Origin of the sequence: Halomonas sp. FeN2, assembly GCF_020595105.1 — a bacterium.
Classification (GTDB): domain Bacteria; phylum Pseudomonadota; class Gammaproteobacteria; order Pseudomonadales; family Halomonadaceae; genus Vreelandella; species Vreelandella neptunia.
In genome coordinates, this window is the sequence record NZ_CP074200.1 from 618162 (window position 1) to 642605 (window position 24444).

Genomic DNA, 24444 nt, shown 5'->3' on the forward strand with positions numbered 1-24444 from the left:
GCTGACTGTTTTAACTACATTGTGATCGTCTCATTGCCTGCCGCCCTGGCGTTATGTTGCCTGGGCCGCACGCTGCATATCCGGCTTTCTGTTGATCTCTCAACCTTAACGTCATCATCACGACCAGACCCCTTGGGTGTTATAGGGTCAAGCCTCACGGGCCATTAGTACACGTTAGCTCAACGCCTTGCAGCGCTTCCACACCGTGCCTATCAACCAGCTGGTCTCGCTGGGCCCTTCAGGAGGCTCTAGGCCTCAGGGATGTCTCATCTTGAAGGGGGCTTCCCGCTTAGATGCTTTCAGCGGTTATCCCGTCCGACCATAGCTACCCGGCAATGCCACTGGCGTGACAACCGGAACACCAGAGGGTCGTCCACTCCGGTCCTCTCGTACTAGGAGCAGCCCTTCTCAAACATCCAACGCCCACGGCAGATAGGGACCGAACTGTCTCACGACGTTCTAAACCCAGCTCGCGTACCACTTTAAATGGCGAACAGCCATACCCTTGGGACCGACTTCAGCCCCAGGATGTGATGAGCCGACATCGAGGTGCCAAACACCGCCGTCGATGTGAACTCTTGGGCGGTATCAGCCTGTTATCCCCGGAGTACCTTTTATCCGTTGAGCGATGGCCCTTCCATACAGAACCACCGGATCACTAGAACCTGCTTTCGCACCTGCTCGACGTGTCTGTCTCGCAGTCAAGCACCCTTATGCTCTTGCACTCAATGCACGATGTCCGACCGTGCTGAGGGTACCTTCGTGCTCCTCCGTTACTCTTTAGGAGGAGACCGCCCCAGTCAAACTACCCACCACACACTGTCCTCGATCCGGATAACGGATTCTGAGTGAGAACGCCAATGATGCCAGGCTGGTATTTCAAGGTTGGCTCCGCCCGAACTGGCGTCCGAGTTTCAAAGCCTCCCAGCTATCCTACACAGGCAACATCAGCGTCCAGTGTGAAGCTATAGTAAAGGTTCACGGGGTCTTTCCGTCTAGCCGCGGGTACACCGCATCTTCACGGCGATTTCAATTTCACTGAGTCTCGGGTGGAGACAGCGTGGCCATCATTACGCCATTCGTGCAGGTCGGAACTTACCCGACAAGGAATTTCGCTACCTTAGGATCGATTATAGTTACGGCCGCCGTTTACCGGGGCTTCAATCAAGAGCTTCGCCTTGCGGCTAACACCATCATTTAACCTTCCGGCACCGGGCAGGCGTCACACCCTATACGTCCGCTTGCGCGTTAGCAGAGTGCTGTGTTTTTAATAAACAGTTGCAGCCACCTGGTATCTTCGACCGGTTCGGGCTTAGAGAGCAAGTCTCATCACCCTACGCCGGCGTGCCTTCTCCCGAAGTTACGGCACCATTTTGCCTAGTTCCTTCACCCGAGTTCTCTCAAGCGCCTTGGGATTCTCACCCTGACCACCTGTGTCGGTTTGGGGTACGGTCGCACATGATCTGAAGCTTAGAGGCTTTTCCTGGAAGCGTGGCATCAGTGACTTCCTGACCGTGGTCAGTTCATCTCGTGTCTCGGCCTTAAAGGATCCCGGATTTACCTAAGATCCAAGCCTACTCACTTTCACCAGGACAACCAACGCCTGGCTCACCTAGCCTTCTTCGTCCCCCCATCGCAACCATGTCCGGTACGGGAATATTGACCCGTTTCCCATCGACTACGCCTTTCGGCCTCGCCTTAGGGGCCGACTCACTCTGCTCCGATTAGCGTCGAACAGAAACCCTTGGTCTTCCGGCGAGGGAGTTTTTCACTCCTTTATCGTTACTCATGTCAGCATTCGCACTCGTGATACCTCCAGCGAACTTCTCAATTCACCTTCATTGGCTTACACGACGCTCCTCTACCGCGAATCCATATCGAAATATGAACTCACCCGTAGCTTCGGTACCTGGTTTAGCCCCGTTACATCTTCCGCGCAGGCCGACTCGACTAGTGAGCTATTACGCTTTCTTTAAAGGATGGCTGCTTCTAAGCCAACCTCCTAGCTGTCTGAGCCTTCCCACATCGTTTCCCACTTAACCAGGATTTCGGGACCTTAGCTGACGGTCTGGGTTGTTTCCCTTTTCACGACGGACGTTAGCACCCGCCGTGTGTCTCCCACGCTCTACTCACCGGTATTCGGAGTTTGCCTCGGGTTGGTAAGTCGGGATGACCCCCCTAGCCGAAACAGTGCTCTACCCCCGGCGGTAATACGTGAGGCGCTACCTAAATAGCTTTCGAGGAGAACCAGCTATCTCCGAGCTTGATTAGCCTTTCACTCCGATCCACAAGTCATCCAAATCTTTTTCAACAGATCCTGGTTCGGGCCTCCAGTTGATGTTACTCAACCTTCACCCTGCTCATGGATAGATCGCTCGGTTTCGGGTCTATATCCAGCGACTGTGTCGCCCAGTTAAGACTCGGTTTCCCTACGGCTCCCCTATACGGTTAACCTCGCCACTGAATATAAGTCGCTGACCCATTATACAAAAGGTACGCAGTCACAGAACAAGTCTGCTCCTACTGCTTGTACGCACACGGTTTCAGGATCTATTTCACTCCCCCTCTCCGGGGTTCTTTTCGCCTTTCCCTCACGGTACTGGTTCACTATCGGTCAGTCAGGAGTATTTAGCCTTGGAGGATGGTCTCCCCGTCTTCAGTCAAGGTTTCTCGTGCCCCGACCTACTCGATTTCACATGATCAGATTTTCGACTACGGGGCTATCACCCGCTACGGCCAGACTTCCCAATCTGTTCGCCTAATCATTCACATGCTTAAGGGCTGATCTACGTTCGCTCGCCGCTACTAGGGGAATCTCGGTTGATTTCTTTTCCTCAGGGTACTTAGATGTTTCAGTTCCCTGGTTCGCCTCTTACACCTATGTATTCAGTGTAAGATACTGACCTTATGGCCAGTGGGTTTCCCCATTCAGAAATGTCCGGGTCACAGGTTGTTGCCACCTCACCGAACCTTATCGCAGGCTACCACGTCTTTCATCGCCTCTGACTGCCTAGGCATCCACCGTGTGCGCTTAATTGCTTGACCCTATAACCCGAAGGAGTCTGGGGTTCGCAATAATCACGTTTCATTTTGCCGGATACGCTGACGCGTATCACAATTTAAGAAGCACTTCTTGCGAAGTGTTCTTGTCAGCATGATATACATTGTTAAAGAGCGACTGCTATAAGCAGTGATAAGCGTTTTTCACTTTAAAAAGAAGACCTTTTTCTTTTCTAAGCTAGAAAAGCATTCGCTTATCACTGCTCATACAACAGCTATCTGATCAGGTAATTCATTGTGGACGCTTACCGACTGTGACGCATCGGTTAAGGAGGTGATCCAGCCGCAGGTTCCCCTACGGCTACCTTGTTACGACTTCACCCCAGTCATGAACCACACCGTGGTGATCGCCCTCTTGCGTTAGGCTAACCACTTCTGGTGCAGTCCACTCCCATGGTGTGACGGGCGGTGTGTACAAGGCCCGGGAACGTATTCACCGTGACATTCTGATTCACGATTACTAGCGATTCCGACTTCACGGAGTCGAGTTGCAGACTCCGATCCGGACTGAGACCGGCTTTAAGGGATTCGCTGACTCTCGCGAGCTCGCAGCCCTTTGTACCGGCCATTGTAGCACGTGTGTAGCCCTACCCGTAAGGGCCATGATGACTTGACGTCGTCCCCACCTTCCTCCGGTTTGTCACCGGCAGTCTCCTTAGAGTTCCCGACATTACTCGCTGGCAAATAAGGACAAGGGTTGCGCTCGTTACGGGACTTAACCCAACATTTCACAACACGAGCTGACGACAGCCATGCAGCACCTGTCTTACAGTTCCCGAAGGCACACCAGAATCTCTTCCGGCTTCTGTAGATGTCAAGGGTAGGTAAGGTTCTTCGCGTTGCATCGAATTAAACCACATGCTCCACCGCTTGTGCGGGCCCCCGTCAATTCATTTGAGTTTTAACCTTGCGGCCGTACTCCCCAGGCGGTCGACTTATCGCGTTAACTTCGCCACAAAGTGCTCTAGGCACCCAACGGCTGGTCGACATCGTTTACGGCGTGGACTACCAGGGTATCTAATCCTGTTTGCTACCCACGCTTTCGCACCTCAGTGTCAGTGTCAGTCCAGAAGGCCGCCTTCGCCACTGGTATTCCTCCCGATCTCTACGCATTTCACCGCTACACCGGGAATTCTACCTTCCTCTCCTGCACTCTAGCCTGACAGTTCCGGATGCCGTTCCCAGGTTGAGCCCGGGGCTTTCACAACCGGCTTATCAAGCCACCTACGCGCGCTTTACGCCCAGTAATTCCGATTAACGCTTGCACCCTCCGTATTACCGCGGCTGCTGGCACGGAGTTAGCCGGTGCTTCTTCTGCGAGTGATGTCTTTCCTAATGGGTATTAACCACTAGGCGTTCTTCCTCGCTGAAAGTGCTTTACAACCCGAGGGCCTTCTTCACACACGCGGCATGGCTGGATCAGGGTTCCCCCCCATTGTCCAATATTCCCCACTGCTGCCTCCCGTAGGAGTTCGGGCCGTGTCTCAGTCCCGATGTGGCTGATCATCCTCTCAGACCAGCTACGGATCGTTGCCTTGGTGAGCCATTACCTCACCAACTAGCTAATCCGACATAGGCTCATCCAATAGCGGGAGCCGGAGCCCCCTTTCTCCCGTAGGACGTATGCGGTATTAGCCTGGGTTTCCCCAGGTTATCCCCCACTACCGGGCAGATTCCTATGCATTACTCACCCGTCCGCCGCTCGTCAGCATCTAGCAAGCTAGATCTGTTACCGCTCGACTTGCATGTGTTAGGCCTGCCGCCAGCGTTCAATCTGAGCCATGATCAAACTCTTCAGTTTAAGATCTATGCGGTTCTTACCCGCCACTCGAAAGTGACAGAAGCGAACCAAACTTGGCTCAAGGTTCAAACGAATTCATTCAAAACAGATTCCAAAGGACGAATCCTTTAAAACCTTATTGCTTGAGTCGCTTGCCTTGATATTGGGTGATTTGTCACCAACATCAGCAAGCGCCCACATGAATTACCTGATCAAATTGTTAAAGAGCTGTTTCGCTGTTAGGTTGCTGTGAAAGCAACCGGGCTGCCGTTGACTTGGCTTGCCTCAGCGAGGAAGGCGTATTCTACGCATTTCCTGGTGTTTGTCAAGGGCGTTGTTTTCGATGCAAACCTGACCACATCCAAAACCGCTGGCTTTCGTAAAAGCACTAACTACCTGACAAACCGAAGCTTTTACACTTCATTCACCGCTGGTAACGCTTGGCGTCCCCGGCAGCGGATGCGTACTTTAAGGCCTGACTAATAAGATAGCAAGTAAAAGAAGTTATTGCGTATAAAAAAGCGGCAGAAGGCTACCCTTCTGCCGCAAACCACCGATCAGAACGCCTGACCAGAGAGTGCTCTTTTCACATTTTAGCCGTTAATTAAATTTCAAATCCCAGACCAAAATCTTCGCTGGAGATGGCCATCAGGCTGGAAGCCCCTGCTTGTATCATCTGTGCATGAGCCTTGGTGCGCGGCAATATCCGCTGGTAGTAGAAGCGAGCGGTATTCAATTTAGCGGCGTAGAAGGCCTTATCGTCACCTTCTAGAGAAACAGACGCCTGCTTGGCCGCGCGAGCAAACAGGTACGCCAGGGTGACGTAGCCTGAGTACATAAGGTAATCAACACTCGCCGCACCTACTTCTTCACGGTCTTGCATTGCCTTCATACCCACGCCCATGGTCAGCTCACCCCACTCAGCATTCAGCTTGGCGAGCGGCACAACAAACTCTTTTAGCGCAGGGTTGTCGGCTTCAGCTTTACAGAACTTATGGATCTCTTTGGTGAATACCTTCAGCGATTCCCCCTGACTCATGAGTACTTTACGACCCAGCAGATCAAGCGCCTGGATACCGGTAGTACCTTCATAGAGTCGAGTAATACGAGCATCGCGTACCAGTTGCTCCATGCCCCACTCTTTAATGAAGCCATGACCACCGTAGATCTGCACGCCCTCGTTGGTGCTTTCAAAACCAACTTCGGTCAGGAAAGCCTTAACAATAGGGGTTAGCAAGCCAAGCAGGGTTTCGGCGTGATCTCGCTCTTCACCCGGCTCACCATGCTCCACCACATCGAGCATTTGCGCGGTATAAAGCACCAACATACGCCCGCCTTCGGCGAAGGCTTTCTGGGTCAGCAGCATGCGGCGCACATCAGGGTGGACGATAATCGGATCAGCGGGCTTTTCAGGAGCCTGCTTGCCCGATAAGCCGCGCATCTGTAACCGGTCACGGGCATAGCTCAATGAATTCTGGAAACTGGCTTCAATCAGCCCCAGCCCTTGAATCCCCACCCCAAGACGCGCAGCGTTCATCATGGTGAACATGCACGCCAAGCCTTTATTCGGGGCACCCACCAGATAGCCGGTTGCGTCATCGAAGTTCATCACGCAGGTGGCATTACCATGAATGCCCATTTTGTGCTCAAGCGAACCACAGGTGACGCCATTACGCTCACCCACATTACCTTGAGCATCAGGCAAGAACTTGGGCACTACAAATAGCGAAATACCTTTAGAGCCTTCCGGTGCGCCGGGCAGTTTTGCCAATACCAAATGGACGATATTTTCAGCCAGATTATGCTCACCGGCGGAGATAAAGATTTTGGTACCGGTAATCGCATAGGCATCGCCATCGGCGGGCACTGCCCGCGTCTTGATCAATCCGAGGTCAGTACCGCAATGCGGTTCGGTTAGGCACATGGTGCCGGTCCACACCCCTTCAACCAGCTTGGTAAGGTACGTTGCCTTCTGCTCATCCGTGCCATGGTGGCGCAATGCATCCGCTGCACCATGGGAGAGCCCTGGGTACATGCCCCACGCCAGGTTAGTGGCGCAGATCATTTCTGACAGCAGCATCGCCAATGAAGGCGGCAGCCCTTGACCACCATGAGCAGGATCGGCGGCCAGGCTCGGCCAACCACCCTCTACGTACTGCTGATAGGCTTCTTTGAAACCGTTAGGCGCTTTGACCTCGCCCCCTTCCAGTAGGCATCCTTCTTCATCGCCACTCTGATTGATCGGCAGCAGTACGTCGCGGGCGAAGCGTGCCCCCTCTTCCAAAATAGCGCTGACAACATCTGGCGACGCATCGTCACCGCTTGGCAGGCGCGCGTAGTGAGCAGGGTAGTCAAGCATCTCGTCCATAACGAAACGCATATCACGAATAGGGGCCTGATAGCTGGGCATCGCACTTCTCCTAAGAAAGGGGGATTGAAAGCCAAGCAACTCTTAATGGCAGAGAGCTTTCAAACACATGTTTGAAAATTAGCGCGAGCGCCCCCCAGAGTCAAGCGGGCGTTTGAATTTAGCCTAAAAACACCCTAGAACTTTGGTCGCCCAACCAATAACCCCCTGGTGCAAATAATAAAAAACTCGCCAGCCAAAAGCCGACGAGTTGTTTTATTTTTCTTTTACCTACTTGCCACCGACTTACTGCATGCGAATGCCACCGTCTAAGCGGATCAGTTCGCCATTGAGCATGGGGTTGGTAATAATCTGTTCGGCTAATTGAGCAAACTCGTCTGGCTTACCTAAACGCTTAGGAAAAGGCACCGCCGCCGCTAGCGCCTGGGCCGCCTCGTCAGGAATTTCGCTCATCATCGGCGTTTCAAATACGCCAGGGGCGATGGCCATTACCCGAATAGCATGACGCGACAATTCCCGCGCCGCTGGCAAACTCATACCCACAACACCCGCTTTAGAGGCACTATAAGCGCACTGCCCCACCTGCCCATCAAAAGCAGCAATGGAGGCGGTATTAATGATCACCCCACGCTCACCATTCTCATTAGGCGCGTTTTTAGCCATGGCAGCAGCCGCAAGTCGCATGACGTTAAAAGTGCCTACCAGGTTTATATTGATCGTTTTCATATAGCTTTCTAAGTCAGCCGGGCTGCCTTCGCGATCAACCAGCTTAGCCACGCTAACCACACCCGCACAGTGAACCACGCCTGAAAGCCCGCGCTCGCCACCCAGCGCTACCGCCGCATCTACGGCCTGCTGCATCTGCTCACCCGAGGTAATATCCGCCAGAATGGCGCGCGCGTTTGACCCTAACTGCTGGGCATGGGCATTGACACTGTCGTTTAAGTCGCATAACACGACGCGAGCGCCTGCAGCGACTAAGCGCTCAGCGGTAGCCGCCCCAAGACCAGAGGCAGCCCCGGTAATTAAAAACGTACTCTCCTTAACCTGCATTTCCGTATTCCCCAAGGCTGTAATGGATGGTTGCTATATATAGTGGTGGCTTTATTTGCTCGTCTTTTCATTTCACTTGGCTATTCACTTGCTTTGGATTCTTCTACGGCCTGGGCACGTAATTTAAAGCGCTGAATCTTGCCGCTGGGGGTTTTAGGCAACTCATCGACAAACTCAATAATGCGCGGAAAAGCGTGGGTCGAAAGCCGCTCACGCACTCGCTGTTTGATTTCATCAGCCAGCTCGTCACTGGCCTCATAGCCTTCGCGGAGCACGATATAGGACTTGATGACCTCGCCGCGGATCTCATCAGGCTGCCCCACTGCCGCTGACTCGGCGACCGCAGGATGCGTCATCACACTATTCTCTACGTCCGTTGGCCCCACCCGGTAACCCGCGGTGGTAATAATGTCGTCGTCACGCCCGGCAAATTGAAAGGTACCGTCTTCATTACGAATAACCACGTCGCCTGTCAGGTAATAACCTTCCACAAAGGGGTTCTTCTCTTGCCAGGTGTAGCCCTGAAAAAAGTGCGCCGGGGAGTTCTTGATATCGACGGCGAGGACACCCGGTTCACCGGCAGGCAGCTCTTTATACTCCGCGTCCAAAATCGCCAGGCGATAACCCGGCATCGGCACGCCCATTGCGCCCACATGCTTGAGATGGTCAAGGGCATGGTGGTTGTTGCACGTCATGCCGGTTTCGGTCTGGCCATAATGATCCATAACCGGGCAACCCAACGACTTCTCGACCCAGGTCACTACTTCAGTATTTAGAGGTTCACCCGCCGAGCTAGCCGCACGCAGCTCAAGCGTTTCATGGGCGTCATCAAACAGACCTGACGCCTTCATCAGCCTGTAGGCGGTGGGGGCGGCAGCGAAATTAGTAATGTGGTGGCGCTTCATAAACGCCAGTGCCCCTTCGGCGCTAAACCCTGCCTCACAAAAATGCGTCGTCACTCCAAGCAGTAAAGGCCCGGCAATCGCATAATAGAGACCATAAGCCCAACCGGGGTCGGCCATATTCCAGAAGCGGTCATCGTCACGCAGATCAATGGCCAGCTCCATATAGATCGCAAAAGCGGTCATCCCTGCCAATGGAACGGCAACGCCTTTCGGCTTGCCTACGGTGCCAGAGGTAAACATTTGCAGAAATGGCGCTTCAGGCGCTAGCCTCGGCGGCTTGCCGCTCATTGACGTATGCGTCAACGCCGCCTGCCAGTCGTGATCCTCAGCATGCTCACTGGTCGCCCCACCCACCGCCAATACCGGCGGGCATTGGCTAAGGCCATCGAATTTATAGCGGTTAGCGTGATCCGTAATCACCAATTTGGTGCCAGCACGGCCTAGCCGATAGTCCACCGCATCGGGGCCAAAGGCAGTAAACAGGGGCTGATAAACCGCACCAATACGCCATGTTGCTAAGACCGCAACCAGTAACTGTGGTGTGCGTGGCAGCATGCAGGCAATGCGGTCGCCTTGACTCAACCCTTGGGACTGAAACCACCCTGCCAACTTTGCACTCTGCTCATCTAGCTCGGCGTAGCTCAGTGTATGCATATCGCCTTGAGAGTCTTCTTGAACCAACGCCAGCACATCGCCGCGGCCAGAGCGCACATGACGCCCACAGCAGGCCTCAAAGGCATTTAGCAGACTGTCTTGGTGGTCATCCAGACGGGCGATAACGCTATCCACGGAAAAGTTATCGAGGTAGTGATGGTAGTCGGGCAGTGATTGTGATGTCGCTGTCATGATGGCTCTCTTATGTTATTGGAAATGAGCTCGTAGTGAGAATAAGCGCAAGCAGTGTTGTTATATTTATCCGTTGACGTTAACGTAAGCTAAAAGATAATAGCAACGCTAAAAGCAAACGACTCAGAGAGCAAGCACTGATATAAGCTGTAACGTTAGACGTTGGTCGAGGCTGTTGTCGGAGTATTAAGCAGACGTGGGCATAATCATGGCGACCAGCTCGTCAGCGAGGTCATCAGGCGAGCGTGGCCCGTTGGGGTCGTACCAGCGCACTGTCCAGTTCAGCGCCCCCAAAACAAAACGCGAGACAAGAAAACGGTCGCCATGGATCAAGCCAGCTTCCAAAGCATCATCAATAACAGCGACCCACAGCGCCTCGTAAGCATCACGCAAGTGGCTCAAATGAGCACTGGCTGCTGGGTCGAGTCGACGCCACTCAAAGAGTGCCACCACATGGGCATTGCGATCGGTAAAGAGGGTTTCGAGATGGGCACGTGCCATAACGCGCAGCCGCACTTCAGGCTCTGCAGAGCACTCGTCCAGCGCTTTTCGCGCAATCATTAAGGCATTTTGAGTGCCCTCTTCAATGACCGCAGCGAGGATTTCCTGCTTATCTTTAAAATGATGAAACAAGCTGCCGGACTTAATACCCATTTCCTGCGCCAGCATGCGCACCGTCGTGCGATCAAAGCCCTCTTGGACGAATAGCTGAGCAGCGAGGCGCGTCAGTTCCTTGCGGCGAGGGGATGCATTCATTACATTCATGTTATTTACACTAGCGCTTGCTTGGTTACTTTGGAGAGAACCACAGCACCGCCTACGGGTCAACGTATCAACAACCACTTGACATGATAATCACAATAATCCTGAAGGAGACTGGCCATGAGCAACGCCACCGATGTTGTATTTCTCGCTGCCAAACGCACGCCGATGGGCGGCATGATGGGCAGCCTGGCAAATATGACAGCCCCACAGCTTGGCGCGGTCGCCATTAAAGCGGCCATTGAAGAGGCGGGAATTGACCCAGCCCTGATCACCGAGGGCATTATGGGCTGTGTACTGCCCGCCGGTGTGAAGCAGGGCCCAGCGCGGCAGGCAATGCGCCAAGCCGGCATTCCAGATGCCAATGGCGCCACCACTATCAACAAGCTGTGCGGCTCGGGCATGAAGGCCACGATGCTTGCCCACGATTTAATCAAGGCGGGCAGTGGCAATATTTTGCTGGCTGGCGGCATGGAGTCCATGTCTAACGCCCCTCACGTGCTTACCAAGGCGCGGGGTGGCTATCGACTGGGGCACGGCGAGCTTAAAGACCATATGTTTTTGGATGGGCTGGAAGACGCCGAAACCGGCAAATTAATGGGCGTGTTTGCCCAGGATGTGGCTACTGAGCGTGGCTACACACGGGAGCGCCTGGATGATTTTGCCATTGCGTCCCTTGAGCGCGCCATGGCTGCCACCAACGCGGGCCACCTAAGCGCAGAGATGGCGCCGGTGATGGTCACCTCTCGTCAGGGCGAAACCCTTGTCGAACACGATGAGCAGCCCTTCCAAGCTAAGCTCGATAAAATCCGCCAGCTGCGCCCCGCATTTGCCAAAGACGGTACGATTACTGCCGCCAACGCCAGCTCAATTTCCGATGGCGCTTCGGCACTTATCTTGGCGAGTCAGGAAGCTGCAGACCAGCAAGGCATTAAGCCGCTAGCGCGTATGCTAGGCCACACGACTCACTCTCGACACCCCAGCGAGTTCACCATCGCGCCAGTGGGTGCGATTGAAAAGCTGATGAAAAAGCTCGATTGGGGCGTGAATGACGTAGACCTATTCGAGATTAACGAAGCCTTTGCGGTGGTGACACTGATGGCCATGGATGACTTGGGCCTGCCCCACGACAAAGTCAATGTGTTTGGCGGCGCCTGCGCCCAAGGACACCCGATTGGCTCTACCGGCTCACGCATCATCGCCACGCTCATTCATGCCCTGCGCACTAAAGGCGGCAAACGCGGCATTGCCAGCTTATGCATTGGCGGTGGCGAGGCAACGGCTGTCGCCGTCGAGCTAATCGATTAGTCAGAGATTTTCTGGGTTAAATAATTTTGTTTAACGCCCTGGCAGGGTTTCAGCCAGGGCGTTAAGCCCAACCAGTGGTTGATTCTATGAAGCGGCCAGCAAGCGAGCTTTACGCTCACTCTTTAGGGGCCGTGCTATGGCTGATCCATCTTGGCAAAGCTGCTCCCATTCGGGATATTCGACGTCATTATCCTTGGCATTATGTCGGCCTGCTTCTACCACCTCACCAGCAACACTGAACTGACCGGCATACTCACGCATTTGCAAGGCTTCCTGGGATAACACCTCTGCGCTCTGGGCCGCCTGATTGACTAAGCGCATGGTGTCTTGGGTGGTGGTATCGATTTGGGTAACCGCCTGATTGACCTCCTCAATGCCTCGCCGCTGCTCTTCAGAAGCATGGGTAATTTGCGTCATCAGCGTGTCCACATTACTCGCCGCCTGCATAATCGCCCGTGTATGTTCACCAGCCTGCTGAGACAATACGCTACCTTGCTGGACACTCGCACTCGACGCTTCGATGCGCGAGCGAATATCGCTGGCGGCACTGGCACTGCGCGTTGCCAGCGCACGCACCTCATTGGCGACCACCGCAAACCCACGACCGTGCTCACCGGCACGCGCAGCCTCAACCGATGCATTGAGCGCTAAAATATTGGTTTGGAAAGCAATGCTTTCAATCATGCGAATAATGCTTTGGATCTCTTCGGAGTGATTATTTATCGCATCCATGGTGGCGATAAACTGGGTAATTACCTCATCACCCTGCCGTGCTTTGTGGGACACATCCGCCGTTGACCGATTAACGTGGGCCGCACTTTCAGCATTCTGATTCACCGTGGCGGTTAGCTGTTCCAAGCTCGCCGCCATCTGCTGCAAAGCTGACACTTGAGTGTCGGTTTGGCTTGCTAAAAGCTGGTTCTGCTCGGTCATTTCCTGACTATTGCTATATACCTGCTGGCTACTCGCATTAAGTCGATTAACCGTGGCCGTCAAAGAGTGCTGCATCTTATCCAGCTCACTAAATAGCTGACCAATTTCATTGGTTGAGTGCGCCGTTACCGGCGCCGACAAGTCACCGTTAGCGATGCGCTGGAAGTGCCCAGTGATCGTCTTCAATGGGCGAAGCACGTTTTTACGCACGCCCCACACCACGACCGTCACTACCAACAGCGCAGCACCAAGCGCTGCAATCACACCCCAAAAAAGTAGCGAGGAGACCTGTTCAAAGCGCATAAGTAAGGCGTTACCCCGCTGAGCGGAAGCGTCTAAAAAAGCCTCGGCGCTAGCCACAAAGTGCTGACTACTATCATCCACTCGCGACTCACCCGAGAAAAAACCAGATACGTCGCGCTCTTCAAGCATCATCATTTGAAGGCTGAGATTATTGTTAACGAATGATTGAAAGTCCGACGCTAACTGATCGACAAACGCCTGCTGATCTTGATCAAAGTCACTGGCTGTGAACTGATTGAAATTCTCGGTCGCCGCGTCAAGCAACCGCTGGGCTTCCTCTATCAGAGGGTCAGGTCGATCGAACGACGGAGTACGAATTAACTCAGCCGCACGATTCATCTGAATACGCGCACGCAAGAGCTGGGAGTAGGCGCTATCCAGGTTGCTAATTTGCGCCATATCCCGTTCATGAAGCGATGTGAATGCTTCACGGCCAAAATGGTTGGCGAACAAACCCAGTGCGCCAATAACAACCACAAGGCCGCTAAAGGCCACTAATACGAGCGTCCAACTTGCCTTGACGCTTAAGTTATTAATCCATTTCATCTCGACCCGCCCCTTTCAGTAAGATTAAACAGATGTGTGGAGGGGCAGCCAGAGCTGCAGGCGCCGACGAATCTCTAATAATGCCTGCTCATAAGCATCTGACTTGCCGATCAAGCGAGGGTCACGAATATCCCAGGATAGAACTTCGTCCGCCTCCCCCTGCCAATCGCGGCAGGCTTGCTGGGCTTTGTCGCATAGCACAATGACAAAATCGAAGGTTTCGCTTTCAAACTCATCCAACGACTTACTGCGCAAGCCCTCGGTGGGAAGTCCGTGTTTGCGCAACGCTTCAAGCGTCAATGCATGGGGCTCATCCGGCTCAGAACCGGCGCTAAACGCTTCAAAACGATCATCTGCCAAATGGCGAAGCAACGCCTCCCCCATCAGAGACCGTGCAGAGTTAGCATTGCAGAGGAACAACACGCGGCGCTTCGTCATAAATAAACAGCCTCTTATGTAGTTAGTGGCTGCCACTCTACGCCGGGTTCATGACGGCAATATTGCAGGTACACAGTTGACCTAGAAATATACGTAAAAACATATATGATGGAATCATCAAGCTATTAAGACACAATCCGAGTAAACCGCGATGACCTCACTGACTGATTTTTCCGACCTGGATGATCTGCCTAATATAGATGCTGAACTCTTTGAACCACCCAGCAGCGAACGGCTGGGTATTCCACATAGCAGTGAACACTTACCTAAAATATTGCTGTTATACGGCTCCCTGCGTGAGCGCTCTTTCAGCCGCCTAGCGGTTGAGGAAGCGGCGCGTTTGCTAAACGCCATGGGCGCAGAAACAAGAGTCTTTGACCCCAGAGGACTGCCATTACCGGATGCTGAAGATGCCAGTCACCCCAAAGTCGATGAGCTACGCCAATTGGCCCAATGGTCAGAGGGGATGGTGTGGTGCTCCCCCGAGCGTCACGGCGCAATGACCGGCATTATGAAGGCGCAAATAGACTGGATACCACTTGCCTTGGGTGGCGTCCGCCCTACTCAGGGTAAGACATTGGCCGTCATGCAGGTCTGCGGCGGTTCGCAGTCCTTCAATACGGTCAACCAGCTACGTATCTTGGGGCGTTGGATGCGTATGCTGACGATTCCCAATCAGTCTTCGGTACCCAAAGCCTTTATGGAGTTTGATGATAAAAACCGGATGAAGCCTTCACCGTTTTATGACCGGATCGTGGATGTCATGGAAGAGCTGTTGAAATTCACTCTACTGGTGCGTGACCGCAACGACGTACTGACGGATCGTTATTCGGAGCGTAAAGAGAGCGCCGAAGAAGTCTCCAAACGGGTTAATCAACGCGCCATCTAATAGGAGCTTCACATGCCAGCACTAAATGACAACGCATCACCCTCCACCGCCGAAGGCATGGGCGTGTTTGAGCGCTACCTCACGCTATGGGTAGCACTCGCCATTGTGGTCGGCATCCTGGTCGGGCAATTTATCCCAGCGGTACCGGAAACGCTGTCACGCTTTGAAGTGGCGCAGGTGTCGATTCCAGTGGCGATACTTATCTGGGCAATGATTTTCCCCATGATGGCGCAAATTGACTTCACCTCGCTACTGGGCGTGCGTCGACAGCCCAAAGGGTTGATCATTACTACCTCCGTGAATTGGTTGATCAAACCTTTCACTATGTTCGCCATCTCTTGGCTATTTCTGATGGTGATCTTTCGTCCGTTAATTCCCGCCGAGCTAGCCAGTCAGTATCTAGCCGGTGCCATTCTGCTGGGCGCAGCGCCGTGTACCGCCATGGTGTTTGTGTGGAGCTACCTGACCCGCGGCGATGCCGCCTACACCCTGGTGCAAGTGGCGCTTAACGATCTGATTATGCTGTTTGCCTTTGCACCCATCGTGGTCTTTCTGCTGGGCATTTCCAATATTCAAGTACCCTGGGACACGGTTGCCCTGTCAGTGGTGCTGTACATTGTGATACCCCTGGCGGCGGGTTATATCACGCGGCAAAGCTTGATTAAAAAGCACGGCAACGAGTGGTACGACAACGTGTTTATGAAGCGCGTTGGCCCTATCACCCCGATTGGCTTGATCATTACCCTGGTACTGCTATTCGCCTTCCAAGGCGAGGTCATTCTCACTAATCCGCTGCATATCGTGTTAATCGCGATACCGCTGATTATTCAAACGTTTCTGATCTTCTTTATTGCCTATGGCTGGGCTAAAGCCTGGCGGTTGCCACATAACATTGCCGCACCGGGGGCGATGATCGGCGCCAGCAACTTCTTTGAACTGGCGGTAGCAGCGGCTATCGCGCTGTTTGGCTTACAGTCGGGCGCTGCGCTAGCCACTGTTGTCGGCGTATTGGTCGAAGTACCGCTAATGCTCGCGCTGGTCAGGATTGCCAATAAAACTCGTCATCATTTTCCGGCAGACGCTCATTAATCAGGAGTAAGCGCTATGGCTCACTATTTGGTATTTCTGGGTTCAACCCGAACCAGTAGACCACCTTCACCCGCTCGCCTTGGCGAGCGGGTCGCAAAAGCGTGCGAGCGCTTGCTTTCATCGCTCCCTCATACAACGGCGGAGATTATTGATCCGCTAGCGCTAAACTTAAGCGATCCGTTTAAGCCGCATTTTGCTTACGCAAAAAACGATGCGCCGGAGGACTTAGCAGAGCTGGCTGATAAAATCGCCGCGGCCGATGGCTATGTGATGGTCAGTCCAGAATATAATCACTCCATGAGCCCAGCCCTTAGCCATCTGCTTAACCATTTTGGAGCTTCGTTGTTTGCGTTTAAGCCCAGCGCCATCGTGACCTACTCAATGGGTCAGTGGGGCGGCGTGCGCGCCGGTGTTGCCATGCGCGCGTTTCTCTCGGAGCTTGGCTGCCTTCCGGTGTCGGCGATGATTCATATACCCAAAGCCCAGGAAGCGCTAAACGAGGATGGGCAGTTTGCCCATGAACAAGAGCGCTGGGAAAGTTATTTTGGCCGCACCTTAGGTCAATTAATGTGGTGGGCAGAAGCTGCTGCTAGCTATAAAAATCAGGTGGATCCGACACGGGTATCGCCCGCTTTTAAAACCGCGCCTTCACAGCGCAACGCGCCAGGCAGTGAAAGTAGCTAAAGAAAACAGCTAAAACAATCGCGAGGCCACCATGCTCGTCACTATTTATCACAACCCCAACTGCGGGACGTCGCGAAACAGCGTCCAATTCCCCAATTTACGAAAGAGGATGGTGAGATCGTTTACTATCCAGCCCATTAATGGCGTAACCGGGATAGGCTATGGACAGTGTGATTGAGCTAGGTGGCAACGCATTAGACTTTATCAAGCAGCAAGGCGGAGTCGTCACCATCCGCCTCTCCCCTAAGCATGGCTGCTGCGGAGGGCTTGCCAATATTGCCGTCGCCGAGGCAAACGAACCCCTAGATGCTTCGCGCTATCAGCACTACCACTATCAAGGTATAACGATCTTTATTGACCCAACGCTTGTCGGGCAGGGACTACGCGTTGAAATTGAAGGGTTTTGGAAGTTACGCCACCTCTATGTAGATGGTTTACCACCTGCAATCGGGCTACACGAATAACCAGTAACGCCAAAAAGCCATTAGCATTTATCCAGTGGTTAGCCATAGTACCCCAACGCCATTGCGCTCTATCAATAGGCCAAACAGCAGCGGCGCCAAGGCTTGCATAGCCCTTGCCTGGGCGAAGCGCGGATCATGCGACTTGCTTAGGCAACGCTAGGGCCATCAATGCGCTGGCAGCCACTAAGGCGGCTGATACCCACAGGCAGGCGCTCAGCCCATAGGCCATATACAGCCAACCCGACAGTAGCGTGCCCACTAAACGCCCCATGGCATTGGCCATATAGTAGAAGCCGACATCCATTGAGACGCCGTCGGCGCGAGCATAATGCACAATCAAATAGCTGTGCCAGCTGGAGTTAATCGCGAACAGCACCCCAAAGGCGAGCAGTCCAACGACCAACCAGCCCACTTGCGCCAAGGGCAGCATCGCCAACACAATCGCCAGCACGGCCAATGCCGCCGCCCAACCGGCGGTAAGCGCCCGCGCATCGCCTTTGATCAGGCGGGTTAATTTAGGTGCCTGAGTTTGCACCCCGCCATAACCGATAACCCATACCGCTAACAGCCCACCCACTGTCCAGTGTGTCCAACCGTGTTGATCGTATAAAAACACCGGCAGTGCTACCACAAACCACACATCTCGTGCCGAAAACAGGCAAAAGCGCGCCGCGGAGAGCACGTTAATAGCACGCGATTTTGAGAAGATTTCGGAGAATTTGGGCTTTACTTTTTGGCGGCCTAAATCCGCCTTAAGCCTCAACAGTGAAAGCAGTAACACGCCACCAAGCATTACCGCCATGACGAACACAGCGGCCTGAAAGCCAATCAATGTTAAAAGCAGGCCGCCGACAAAAAAGCCCAGCCCTTTTAGCGCATTTTTAGAGCCGGTCAGCATCGCCACCCAGCGGTAGAGAGAACTATTGGCGTTAGCACTCTCTTTGGGCACCAGAACCTTAACGGCGCTTTTAGCGCTCATTTTGTTGAGGTCTTTAGCGATCCCCGACAGCGCCTGAGCAGCCATCACCCAAGCAACTGTCAGCAAGCTAGCGGGCACCATCAACATGGCGAGGGCGATAATTTGCAGTCCAAGCCCCACATTCATGGTGCGGTTAAGCCCCAGCCGCGCGCCCAACCAGCCGCCTACCAGATTAGTTACCACGCCAAAAGCTTCGTAAAACAGAAACAGCATGGCAATTTCTAACGGTGAGTAGCCCAATTGGTGGAAGTGCATGACCACCAGCATGCGCAACGCGCCGTCGGTTACCGTGAACGCCCAGTAGTTACCGGTAATCAGCATATATTGGCGCACCTCGAAAGGGAGCGCCTTTACCCTTTGCAGCATCGATTCAGCCACGATCGACCTGCCCACTGCCTACCATTAGCGCTAACTCAGCGGTTCGATTAGCGTAGCCCCTCTCGTTGTCATACCAGGCGTAGAGCTTTAGCTGAGTGCCGTTGACCACCATGGTGGAGAGCGCATCAATGATTGAGCTGCGCGGGTCGGTGCGGTAATCAATCGACACTAGCGGGCGCTCTTCATAGCCCAAAATCCCGGCAAGTTCGCCATCAGCGGCGGCTTTTAGCGCCTGATTAACCTCTTCGACACTCACTTTACGCTCAAGCTCAAACACCATATCAGTGAGCGAAGCATTCGCCAGGGGTACACGAATCGCATGACCGTTTAGCTTGCCTTCTAGCTCAGGAAAAATAGCGGTGATAGCTTTCGCTGAACCGGTCGTGGTGGGAATCAGGCTCATACCGCAGGCACGTGCCCGGCGCAGATCTTTGTGCGGGGCATCTAGAATTGTTTGGGTATTGGTAATGTCGTGCACCGTGGTCATTGAACCATGGCGGATACCGAAGGTTTTCTGAATGACTTTGACCACCGGCGCCAGACAGTTGGTGGTGCAACTGGCAGCGGTGACGATCTTATGTTGGGCAGGATCGTAAAGGTGGTCGTTCACCCCCACCACCACATTAAGCACGCTCGCCTCTTTCATAGGCGCACTCACCACCACACGGACGACACCTTGAGCAAGATACGCCTGCAGTTTATCGGTGGTTTTCATTACCCCAGAGCACTCAATGACGATATCGCAGTTCGACCAGTCGCTATCGGCAATTGCTTTATTAGCGCTAAAGGCGACAGATTTTCCATCGAGAACGATAGCGTCATCGGTTGCCGAGATGCCCTTCCCTGGTGCCCAGCGCCCGTGAACTGAATCAAACTCCAGCAGGTGGGCAAAGGTTGCCGCATCGCCGCCCGGGTCGTTAATGCGCGTTATTTCTACCGCACCCGCGTCGACCTGCCCCCACAAACTGCGCAGTGCCAAACGCCCAATCCGCCCAAAGCCGTTAATGCCAATGCGTAGTGCCATGAGTGCCTCCTAAGCTAACCGTTACACAATCTATTAAGAGAAAGCATAACGGCTATATACGTTAAAACATATATACATGCTTAAAAAAATGCTTACTAGCAAACAGGCCCGCCACTTTGTAGTAAGCATTAATTAGTGTGTATTAATTAACCATAACGACCAGAGATATAGTCCTCGGTCTTCTTCTGTGCCGGGGTTGAGAACATCACTTTGGTGTCGTTGTACTCAATGATTTCTCCCAGGTGGAAGAACGCCGTGTAGTCCGCCACTCGCGCCGCCTGCTGCATATTATGCGTCACGGTAATAATGGTGAATTTCTCTTTCAGCTTGTCCATCAAATCTTCGATGGTGGCGGTCGAAATAGGGTCAAGCGCTGAGGTTGGCTCATCCATCAAAATCACATCAGGCTGAACCGCAATAGCGCGGGCAATACACAACCGCTGCTGCTGACCACCGGAGAGAGAGGTGCCTGGCTCATGCAGCTTGTCTTTCACCTCGTTCCACAACCCGGCGTCGCGCAGCGCTTTTTCAACCAACTCTTCCTGCTCAACTTTACGGCTGACCAAATCATGCATGCGTGGTGCGTAAGCGATATTTTCAAAGATCGACTTAGGAAACGGATTAGGCTTTTGGAACACCATGCCCACCCGGCGGCGCAGCGCCACTTCATCCATCTTAGGCGCGTTAACGTCCAGCCCGTCCATCTCGACCAAGCCTTCGGTTCGTACGCTGGGAATGAGGTCGTTCATCCGATTCAAGCAGCGCAAAAACGTTGACTTACCACACCCCGAAGGGCCAATCAGTGCCGTCACGTTTTTCTGAAAAAGATCAATATTCAGATTATTCAACGCTTGGTTTTTGCCATACCACAAATTCAAATCGCGAACCCGGAAACTCAGGTCGTGGCACGCAGCTTCATTCCGTGTATAGGGTTGCCCAACCGCAGGTGTCTGCTGGCCGTTCATTACAGTTGCATGGCTATTCATAGTAATGTCCTCTATAACGCACTGGCCTACCAGCGACGCTCAAATTTCTTACGCATCACAACGGCAAAAGCGTTGAGTGAGATGAGTATGGTGAGTAGCACCAAAATACCGCCAGCAGTTTTTTCTACAAACGCCTGCTCAGGTTCACCGGCCCAGGTGAATATTTGCGCGGGCATCACTGTTGCGGCGTTGGTAAAGGAAACGCCCACATCAGGAATGAAAGCCACCATACCCACGATAATCAGCGGCGCGGTTTCACCCATCGCTTGCGCAAGGCCGATAATAGAACCCGTCATAATACCCGGCATCGCCAATGGTAGAACGTGATCCCGCACTACCTGCCAGCGTGAACAGCCTACCCCAAAGCCTGCATGACGAATGGATTCAGGCACGCTACGCAGCGCGGTACGCGTCGAAATAATGATTACCGGCAACGTCATCAGTGCCAGCGTCATGCCACCCACTAAGGGGGACGAACGCGGCACCCCGAAAAAGTTAATAAAGATCGCCAAGCCCAACAGACCAAATAGAATCGACGGGATCGCCGCTAGGTTATTGATGTTAATTTCAATAATCTGGGTTAAGCGGTTATCAGGGGCAAACTCTTCAAGATAAATAGCTGTCATCACACCGATCGGGAAAGATATCGCCAGAGTGACGATCATGGTCATAATGGTGCCAACCACTGCCGATAAGATACCCGCGTTCTCGGCAATCTTAGAATCACCCGAACCAAAGAAAGTGCTATTAAAGCGTAGATCCACCTGCCCTGCTTCAACTCGGGCATCAAGGGCTTCCTGCTCCTCTTCACTCAAGCGATGCCGGTGCCCTTTTAAGTACTGATCCACCTCGCTAGTCGCCAACACCCACTGTTCTTCGCTGGTGCCGATCATGTCAGGATTGTTGCGTAGTTCCATGGGAATCACGCGAACCACTGTACGGCTAATTAACGGCAACAGCTCTTCGTCAAACGCCCGCCGACCATCGGTTTCGGCTTCTTCTGTGTAACTAATCTCGGTTTGTATATACGCTTGCTGGAAAGCGGGTAGACCTTTACTCAGCATATCAGCAAAAAACAGCACCAGAAAAAGGCCCGCAAGACCTAACGATCCCATGGTGATCCATTTAAGGCGGGTAGACTTTCGGTGACGCCGCTTAAGCTGCTGGCTGATTTCGTCAAAACTATGGCTCATCGAAACAGTTCCTCGGCGTTACAGGTTATTCACGCGGTATTTTTCACGGAAACGACGGATCATCAATACGGACACCAAGTTGAGTGCGAGTGTGATCACGAAGAGCACGAGCCCAAGGGCAAAAGCTGATAATGTTTCGGCACTTTCAAACTCCTGATCGCCGGTGAGCGCCGCCACGATACGCACAGTCACAGTGGTCATATCTTCAAGCGGATTAGCGGTTAAATTAGGTCGCATACCCGCCGCCATAACCACGATCATGGTTTCACCCATGGCACGAGACATACCCAAGAGCGACGCGGAGATAATCCCCGGCATGGCAGCGGGCACTACCACATCACGAATCGTTTCCCCTTTGGTCATACCCAGCGCCAGGGATCCTTGGCGCATGCTATCGGGCACCGAATTGATCACATCATCAGATAGCGATGAGATAAACGGAATGATCATAATGCCCATCACAATGCCAGGGGCCAACGCATTGTTATAAGACGCATCGAGCCCCAGAAAACCGGCAATATTGACAATGATCGGCGCCACGGTGATAGCAGCAAAAAAGCCATAAACCACGGTAGGAATACCCGCCAACACCTCTAACACCGGCTTAGCAACGGTACGCACTTTGCGCGGTGCAAATTCAGACATATAAATTGCAGACAGCAGACCGATAGGCACTGCCACCAGCATAGCGATGGCGGTAATCATAAAGGTGCCAGCAAACAGCGGTACCGAGCCAAACTCAGCGCCGCTGCCATCACCGCGACCCGCGGACGCTAAAAAGCTAGCGCCAGGATTCCAAGTGGTGCCGGTGATGAACTCCCAGAAGCTGTGCATTTGGAAAAAGCGCAGCGCCTCGGAAATAATCGAAATTAAAATACCAAAGGTCGTCAAAATGGAGATTAACGCTGCACCGGCCAGGGCCATGCGAATGACCCGCTCAATGGCTTGGCGGGCATGGAAATCGGGTTTTACTTGATTAAGACTCACCAGGAGCCCGATGGCGGCTATCACTAAGCTCGCCGCCAGCAGGTAAAGCGTAGGAATGTCGGCGCCCATTAGCAGCAAAACGAAAGCGCCCAGGGCACTCACCACCACGGCTGGCCCGGCGGTGGAGAGTACGGTAAACCAAGCGTATTGGTCAGGCTGGGCGAACATCGCCGTACCCGCGCTACGTAACCGGGTGGCTTTAGAACGGCCAGCAAAAAAAGCCAGCAGCCCCAGCAGCAATAATACACCGCAAAAAATCAGAAGAAGCTGGTTGGTCTGCATCGCATCTCTCTCACGTCGTCACCGGTTAAGAAACCTATCAACAAAACGGGTCGGCAGCTTGCACTGCCGACCTCTTTTACAACTGACCTACCAACTTACTTAAGAACGTCTGCAGTCATTGCAGTGCGATCTGCAACGGCCTGGCGCCACTCTTCGCGCTCTGCTTCTGGCAGAACGATCAAACCGATATCACGCAAGTAGCCGTCATCGCCAATCATCATTTCGCTCATAAACATATCGACGTAATCGTACATCGGCGGAACTTCTTCAGCGTGCTGGTTCTTCACGTAAAACCACAGTGAACGCGCGATAGGATAGTCACCGGAACTGATTGCCTCAGCTTCAGGCTCGACACCATCAATGCTGGCGGCGCTGATCGTGTCAGTATTCTCTTCAAGGAAAGAGTAGCCGAAGATACCGAAGGCACCGGTGTCTTCTGAAAGGCGCTGAACGATCAGGTTGTCATTTTCACCGGCATCGATGTAAACACCGTCAGAGCGGATATCGGTGTAGCCTTCATCGCCGTAAACATCCATACCCTCGGACGAAGATTCCATTACCAGCTCTTCAAAAGCATCGCGGGTACCTGAAGTTGTCGGCGGCCCATAAATGGAGATTTCACGGTCTGGCAGCGAAGAGTCGATTTCGCTCCAGTTGGTGTAGGGGTTTTCAACCAACTCGCCATCAACCGGCACCATGGCAGCTACCGCCATGAAGATCTGTTCGCGGGTTAAGGCAACGTCATCGTTTTCGCTTGATTGGCCCAATACGATACCGTCAGAACCGATTTTAGCCTCGGTGATATCGGTAACGCCGTTCTCTTCACAACGCTCGAACTCAGACACTTTCATGCGGCGTGAAGCGTTCGTAATATCCGGCGTGCCTTCACCAACACCGTTACAGAACAGGCGCAAACCGCCGCCCGAACCTGTTGATTCAATAACAGGGGTCGGGTTACCAGTAGTAGCACCGAACTCTTCAGTTACGTAGCTGGCGAACGGGTAAACGGTACTGGAGCCTACGATACGGATTTGATCACGGGCCTGAGCAACACCGGCAACGCTCATTACAGCAGCCGCGATAACGGTGGTTTTGAGAATACGGTTCATGCGAAATACTCCTGTTCATGTAGGGATCTGGCCTTCGCAAGGCATACCTTGCACTGGTTCCATGACAACTTCATGACA

Annotated in this window: 17 protein-coding genes and 2 rRNA genes; 5 read left to right on the top strand and 14 right to left on the bottom strand. The window is 53.2% G+C overall.

Going from position 1 to position 24444, the window contains the following annotated elements; all coding sequences use genetic code 11:
* Positions 1-143 precede the first annotated feature (143 nt).
* From KF947_RS02965 to KF947_RS02990, 6 genes are all read right to left on the bottom strand, one after another.
* Positions 144-3045 (bottom strand): 23S ribosomal RNA (locus KF947_RS02965).
* Between the two features lie 282 nt (positions 3046-3327).
* Positions 3328-4861, bottom strand: a 16S ribosomal RNA gene (locus KF947_RS02970).
* The 16S and 23S rRNA genes sit together here, the layout of an rRNA operon.
* 583 nt (positions 4862-5444) lie before the next feature.
* Entirely contained in the window at positions 5445-7250 is a 1806-nt protein-coding gene (locus KF947_RS02975; protein ID WP_227405409.1) for an acyl-CoA dehydrogenase C-terminal domain-containing protein, read from the bottom strand.
* Between the two features lie 243 nt (positions 7251-7493).
* Positions 7494-8261, bottom strand: a complete 768-nt coding sequence (locus tag KF947_RS02980) for an SDR family NAD(P)-dependent oxidoreductase (protein WP_227405410.1) — start codon at positions 8259-8261, stop codon at positions 7494-7496.
* A gap of 80 nt (positions 8262-8341) precedes the next feature.
* Positions 8342-10012 (bottom strand): AMP-binding protein, encoded by a 1671-nt coding sequence (locus tag KF947_RS02985; protein WP_133732711.1) that lies wholly within the window; start codon positions 10010-10012, stop codon positions 8342-8344.
* Positions 10013-10198: 186 nt separating this feature from the next.
* The gene (locus tag KF947_RS02990; RefSeq protein ID WP_133732712.1) at positions 10199-10768 is read right to left on the bottom strand and encodes a TetR/AcrR family transcriptional regulator; all 570 of its coding nucleotides are present in this window, start codon (positions 10766-10768) and stop codon (positions 10199-10201) included.
* 126 nt (positions 10769-10894) lie between these two features.
* On the opposite strand from KF947_RS02990, the gene KF947_RS02995 reads away from it, so the two are divergent.
* Entirely contained in the window at positions 10895-12082 is a 1188-nt protein-coding gene (locus KF947_RS02995) for an acetyl-CoA C-acyltransferase (RefSeq protein ID WP_227405411.1), read from the top strand.
* Between the two features lie 84 nt (positions 12083-12166).
* Here KF947_RS02995 and KF947_RS03000 read toward each other — a convergent pair whose 3' ends face one another.
* Complete coding sequence (locus KF947_RS03000; protein WP_227405412.1) at positions 12167-13864, bottom strand: methyl-accepting chemotaxis protein; 1698 nt, start codon at positions 13862-13864, stop codon at positions 12167-12169.
* Between the two features lie 24 nt (positions 13865-13888).
* Positions 13889-14302, bottom strand: coding sequence for an arsenate reductase ArsC (locus KF947_RS03005; protein ID WP_133732715.1), 414 nt, complete (start codon positions 14300-14302; stop codon positions 13889-13891).
* 151 nt (positions 14303-14453) lie between these two features.
* Between KF947_RS03005 and arsH the strand changes: the two genes are divergently transcribed.
* The 4 genes from arsH to KF947_RS03025 all read left to right on the top strand — a co-directional run bounded on the left by arsH (position 14454) and on the right by KF947_RS03025 (position 17428).
* Positions 14454-15191, top strand: coding sequence for an arsenical resistance protein ArsH (arsH, locus tag KF947_RS03010; RefSeq protein WP_287019053.1), 738 nt, complete (start codon positions 14454-14456; stop codon positions 15189-15191).
* A 12-nt stretch (positions 15192-15203) separates the two neighbouring features.
* Entirely contained in the window at positions 15204-16280 is a 1077-nt protein-coding gene (arsB, locus tag KF947_RS03015) for an ACR3 family arsenite efflux transporter (protein ID WP_133732717.1), read from the top strand.
* 15 nt (positions 16281-16295) lie between these two features.
* A complete protein-coding gene (locus tag KF947_RS03020; protein WP_227405413.1) occupies positions 16296-16964 on the top strand; it encodes an NADPH-dependent FMN reductase in 669 nt (222 codons plus the stop codon).
* A 161-nt stretch (positions 16965-17125) separates the two neighbouring features.
* Positions 17126-17428, top strand: a complete 303-nt coding sequence (locus KF947_RS03025; protein WP_227405414.1) for a CC/Se motif family (seleno)protein — start codon at positions 17126-17128, stop codon at positions 17426-17428.
* Between the two features lie 133 nt (positions 17429-17561).
* Here KF947_RS03025 and arsJ read toward each other — a convergent pair whose 3' ends face one another.
* From arsJ to KF947_RS03055, 6 genes are all read right to left on the bottom strand, one after another.
* A complete protein-coding gene (arsJ, locus tag KF947_RS03030; protein ID WP_227406271.1) occupies positions 17562-18773 on the bottom strand; it encodes an organoarsenical effux MFS transporter ArsJ in 1212 nt (403 codons plus the stop codon).
* A gap of 4 nt (positions 18774-18777) precedes the next feature.
* Entirely contained in the window at positions 18778-19809 is a 1032-nt protein-coding gene (locus KF947_RS03035; RefSeq protein WP_227405415.1) for an ArsJ-associated glyceraldehyde-3-phosphate dehydrogenase, read from the bottom strand.
* 146 nt (positions 19810-19955) lie between these two features.
* Positions 19956-20795: a phosphate ABC transporter ATP-binding protein PstB gene (gene pstB, locus KF947_RS03040; protein ID WP_227405416.1), complete on the bottom strand. Its 840-nt coding sequence runs from the start codon at positions 20793-20795 to the stop codon at positions 19956-19958.
* A gap of 26 nt (positions 20796-20821) precedes the next feature.
* Positions 20822-21988 (bottom strand): phosphate ABC transporter permease PstA, encoded by a 1167-nt coding sequence (gene pstA / locus KF947_RS03045; protein WP_133732722.1) that lies wholly within the window; start codon positions 21986-21988, stop codon positions 20822-20824.
* 18 nt (positions 21989-22006) lie between these two features.
* Positions 22007-23257 carry a phosphate ABC transporter permease subunit PstC gene (pstC, locus tag KF947_RS03050; protein WP_227405417.1) on the bottom strand — a complete coding sequence of 417 codons (1251 nt, stop codon included), beginning with the start codon at positions 23255-23257 and terminating at the stop codon, positions 22007-22009.
* A 95-nt stretch (positions 23258-23352) separates the two neighbouring features.
* Entirely contained in the window at positions 23353-24366 is a 1014-nt protein-coding gene (locus KF947_RS03055) for a PstS family phosphate ABC transporter substrate-binding protein (RefSeq protein ID WP_133732724.1), read from the bottom strand.
* Positions 24367-24444 lie beyond the last annotated feature (78 nt).

Excerpts from the sequence above, each read along its gene's own strand:
- KF947_RS02975 (WP_227405409.1), bottom strand. The coding sequence starts at position 7,250 with ATGCCCAGCTATCAGGCCCCTATTCGTGATATGCGTTTCGTTATGGAC.
- KF947_RS02980 (WP_227405410.1), bottom strand. The coding sequence starts at position 8,261 with ATGCAGGTTAAGGAGAGTACGTTTTTAATTACCGGGGCTGCCTCTGGT.
- KF947_RS02985 (WP_133732711.1), bottom strand. The coding sequence starts at position 10,012 with ATGACAGCGACATCACAATCACTGCCCGACTACCATCACTACCTCGAT.
- KF947_RS02990 (WP_133732712.1), bottom strand. The coding sequence starts at position 10,768 with ATGAATGCATCCCCTCGCCGCAAGGAACTGACGCGCCTCGCTGCTCAG.
- KF947_RS02995 (WP_227405411.1), top strand. The coding sequence starts at position 10,895 with ATGAGCAACGCCACCGATGTTGTATTTCTCGCTGCCAAACGCACGCCG.
- KF947_RS03000 (WP_227405412.1), bottom strand. The coding sequence starts at position 13,864 with ATGAAATGGATTAATAACTTAAGCGTCAAGGCAAGTTGGACGCTCGTA.
- KF947_RS03005 (WP_133732715.1), bottom strand. The coding sequence starts at position 14,302 with ATGACGAAGCGCCGCGTGTTGTTCCTCTGCAATGCTAACTCTGCACGG.
- arsH (WP_287019053.1), top strand. The coding sequence starts at position 14,454 with ATGACCTCACTGACTGATTTTTCCGACCTGGATGATCTGCCTAATATA.
- arsB (WP_133732717.1), top strand. The coding sequence starts at position 15,204 with ATGCCAGCACTAAATGACAACGCATCACCCTCCACCGCCGAAGGCATG.
- KF947_RS03020 (WP_227405413.1), top strand. The coding sequence starts at position 16,296 with ATGGCTCACTATTTGGTATTTCTGGGTTCAACCCGAACCAGTAGACCA.
- KF947_RS03025 (WP_227405414.1), top strand. The coding sequence starts at position 17,126 with ATGGACAGTGTGATTGAGCTAGGTGGCAACGCATTAGACTTTATCAAG.
- arsJ (WP_227406271.1), bottom strand. The coding sequence starts at position 18,773 with ATGCTGCAAAGGGTAAAGGCGCTCCCTTTCGAGGTGCGCCAATATATG.
- KF947_RS03035 (WP_227405415.1), bottom strand. The coding sequence starts at position 19,809 with ATGGCACTACGCATTGGCATTAACGGCTTTGGGCGGATTGGGCGTTTG.
- pstB (WP_227405416.1), bottom strand. The coding sequence starts at position 20,795 with ATGAATAGCCATGCAACTGTAATGAACGGCCAGCAGACACCTGCGGTT.
- pstA (WP_133732722.1), bottom strand. The coding sequence starts at position 21,988 with ATGAGCCATAGTTTTGACGAAATCAGCCAGCAGCTTAAGCGGCGTCAC.
- pstC (WP_227405417.1), bottom strand. The coding sequence starts at position 23,257 with ATGCAGACCAACCAGCTTCTTCTGATTTTTTGCGGTGTATTATTGCTG.
- KF947_RS03055 (WP_133732724.1), bottom strand. The coding sequence starts at position 24,366 with ATGAACCGTATTCTCAAAACCACCGTTATCGCGGCTGCTGTAATGAGC.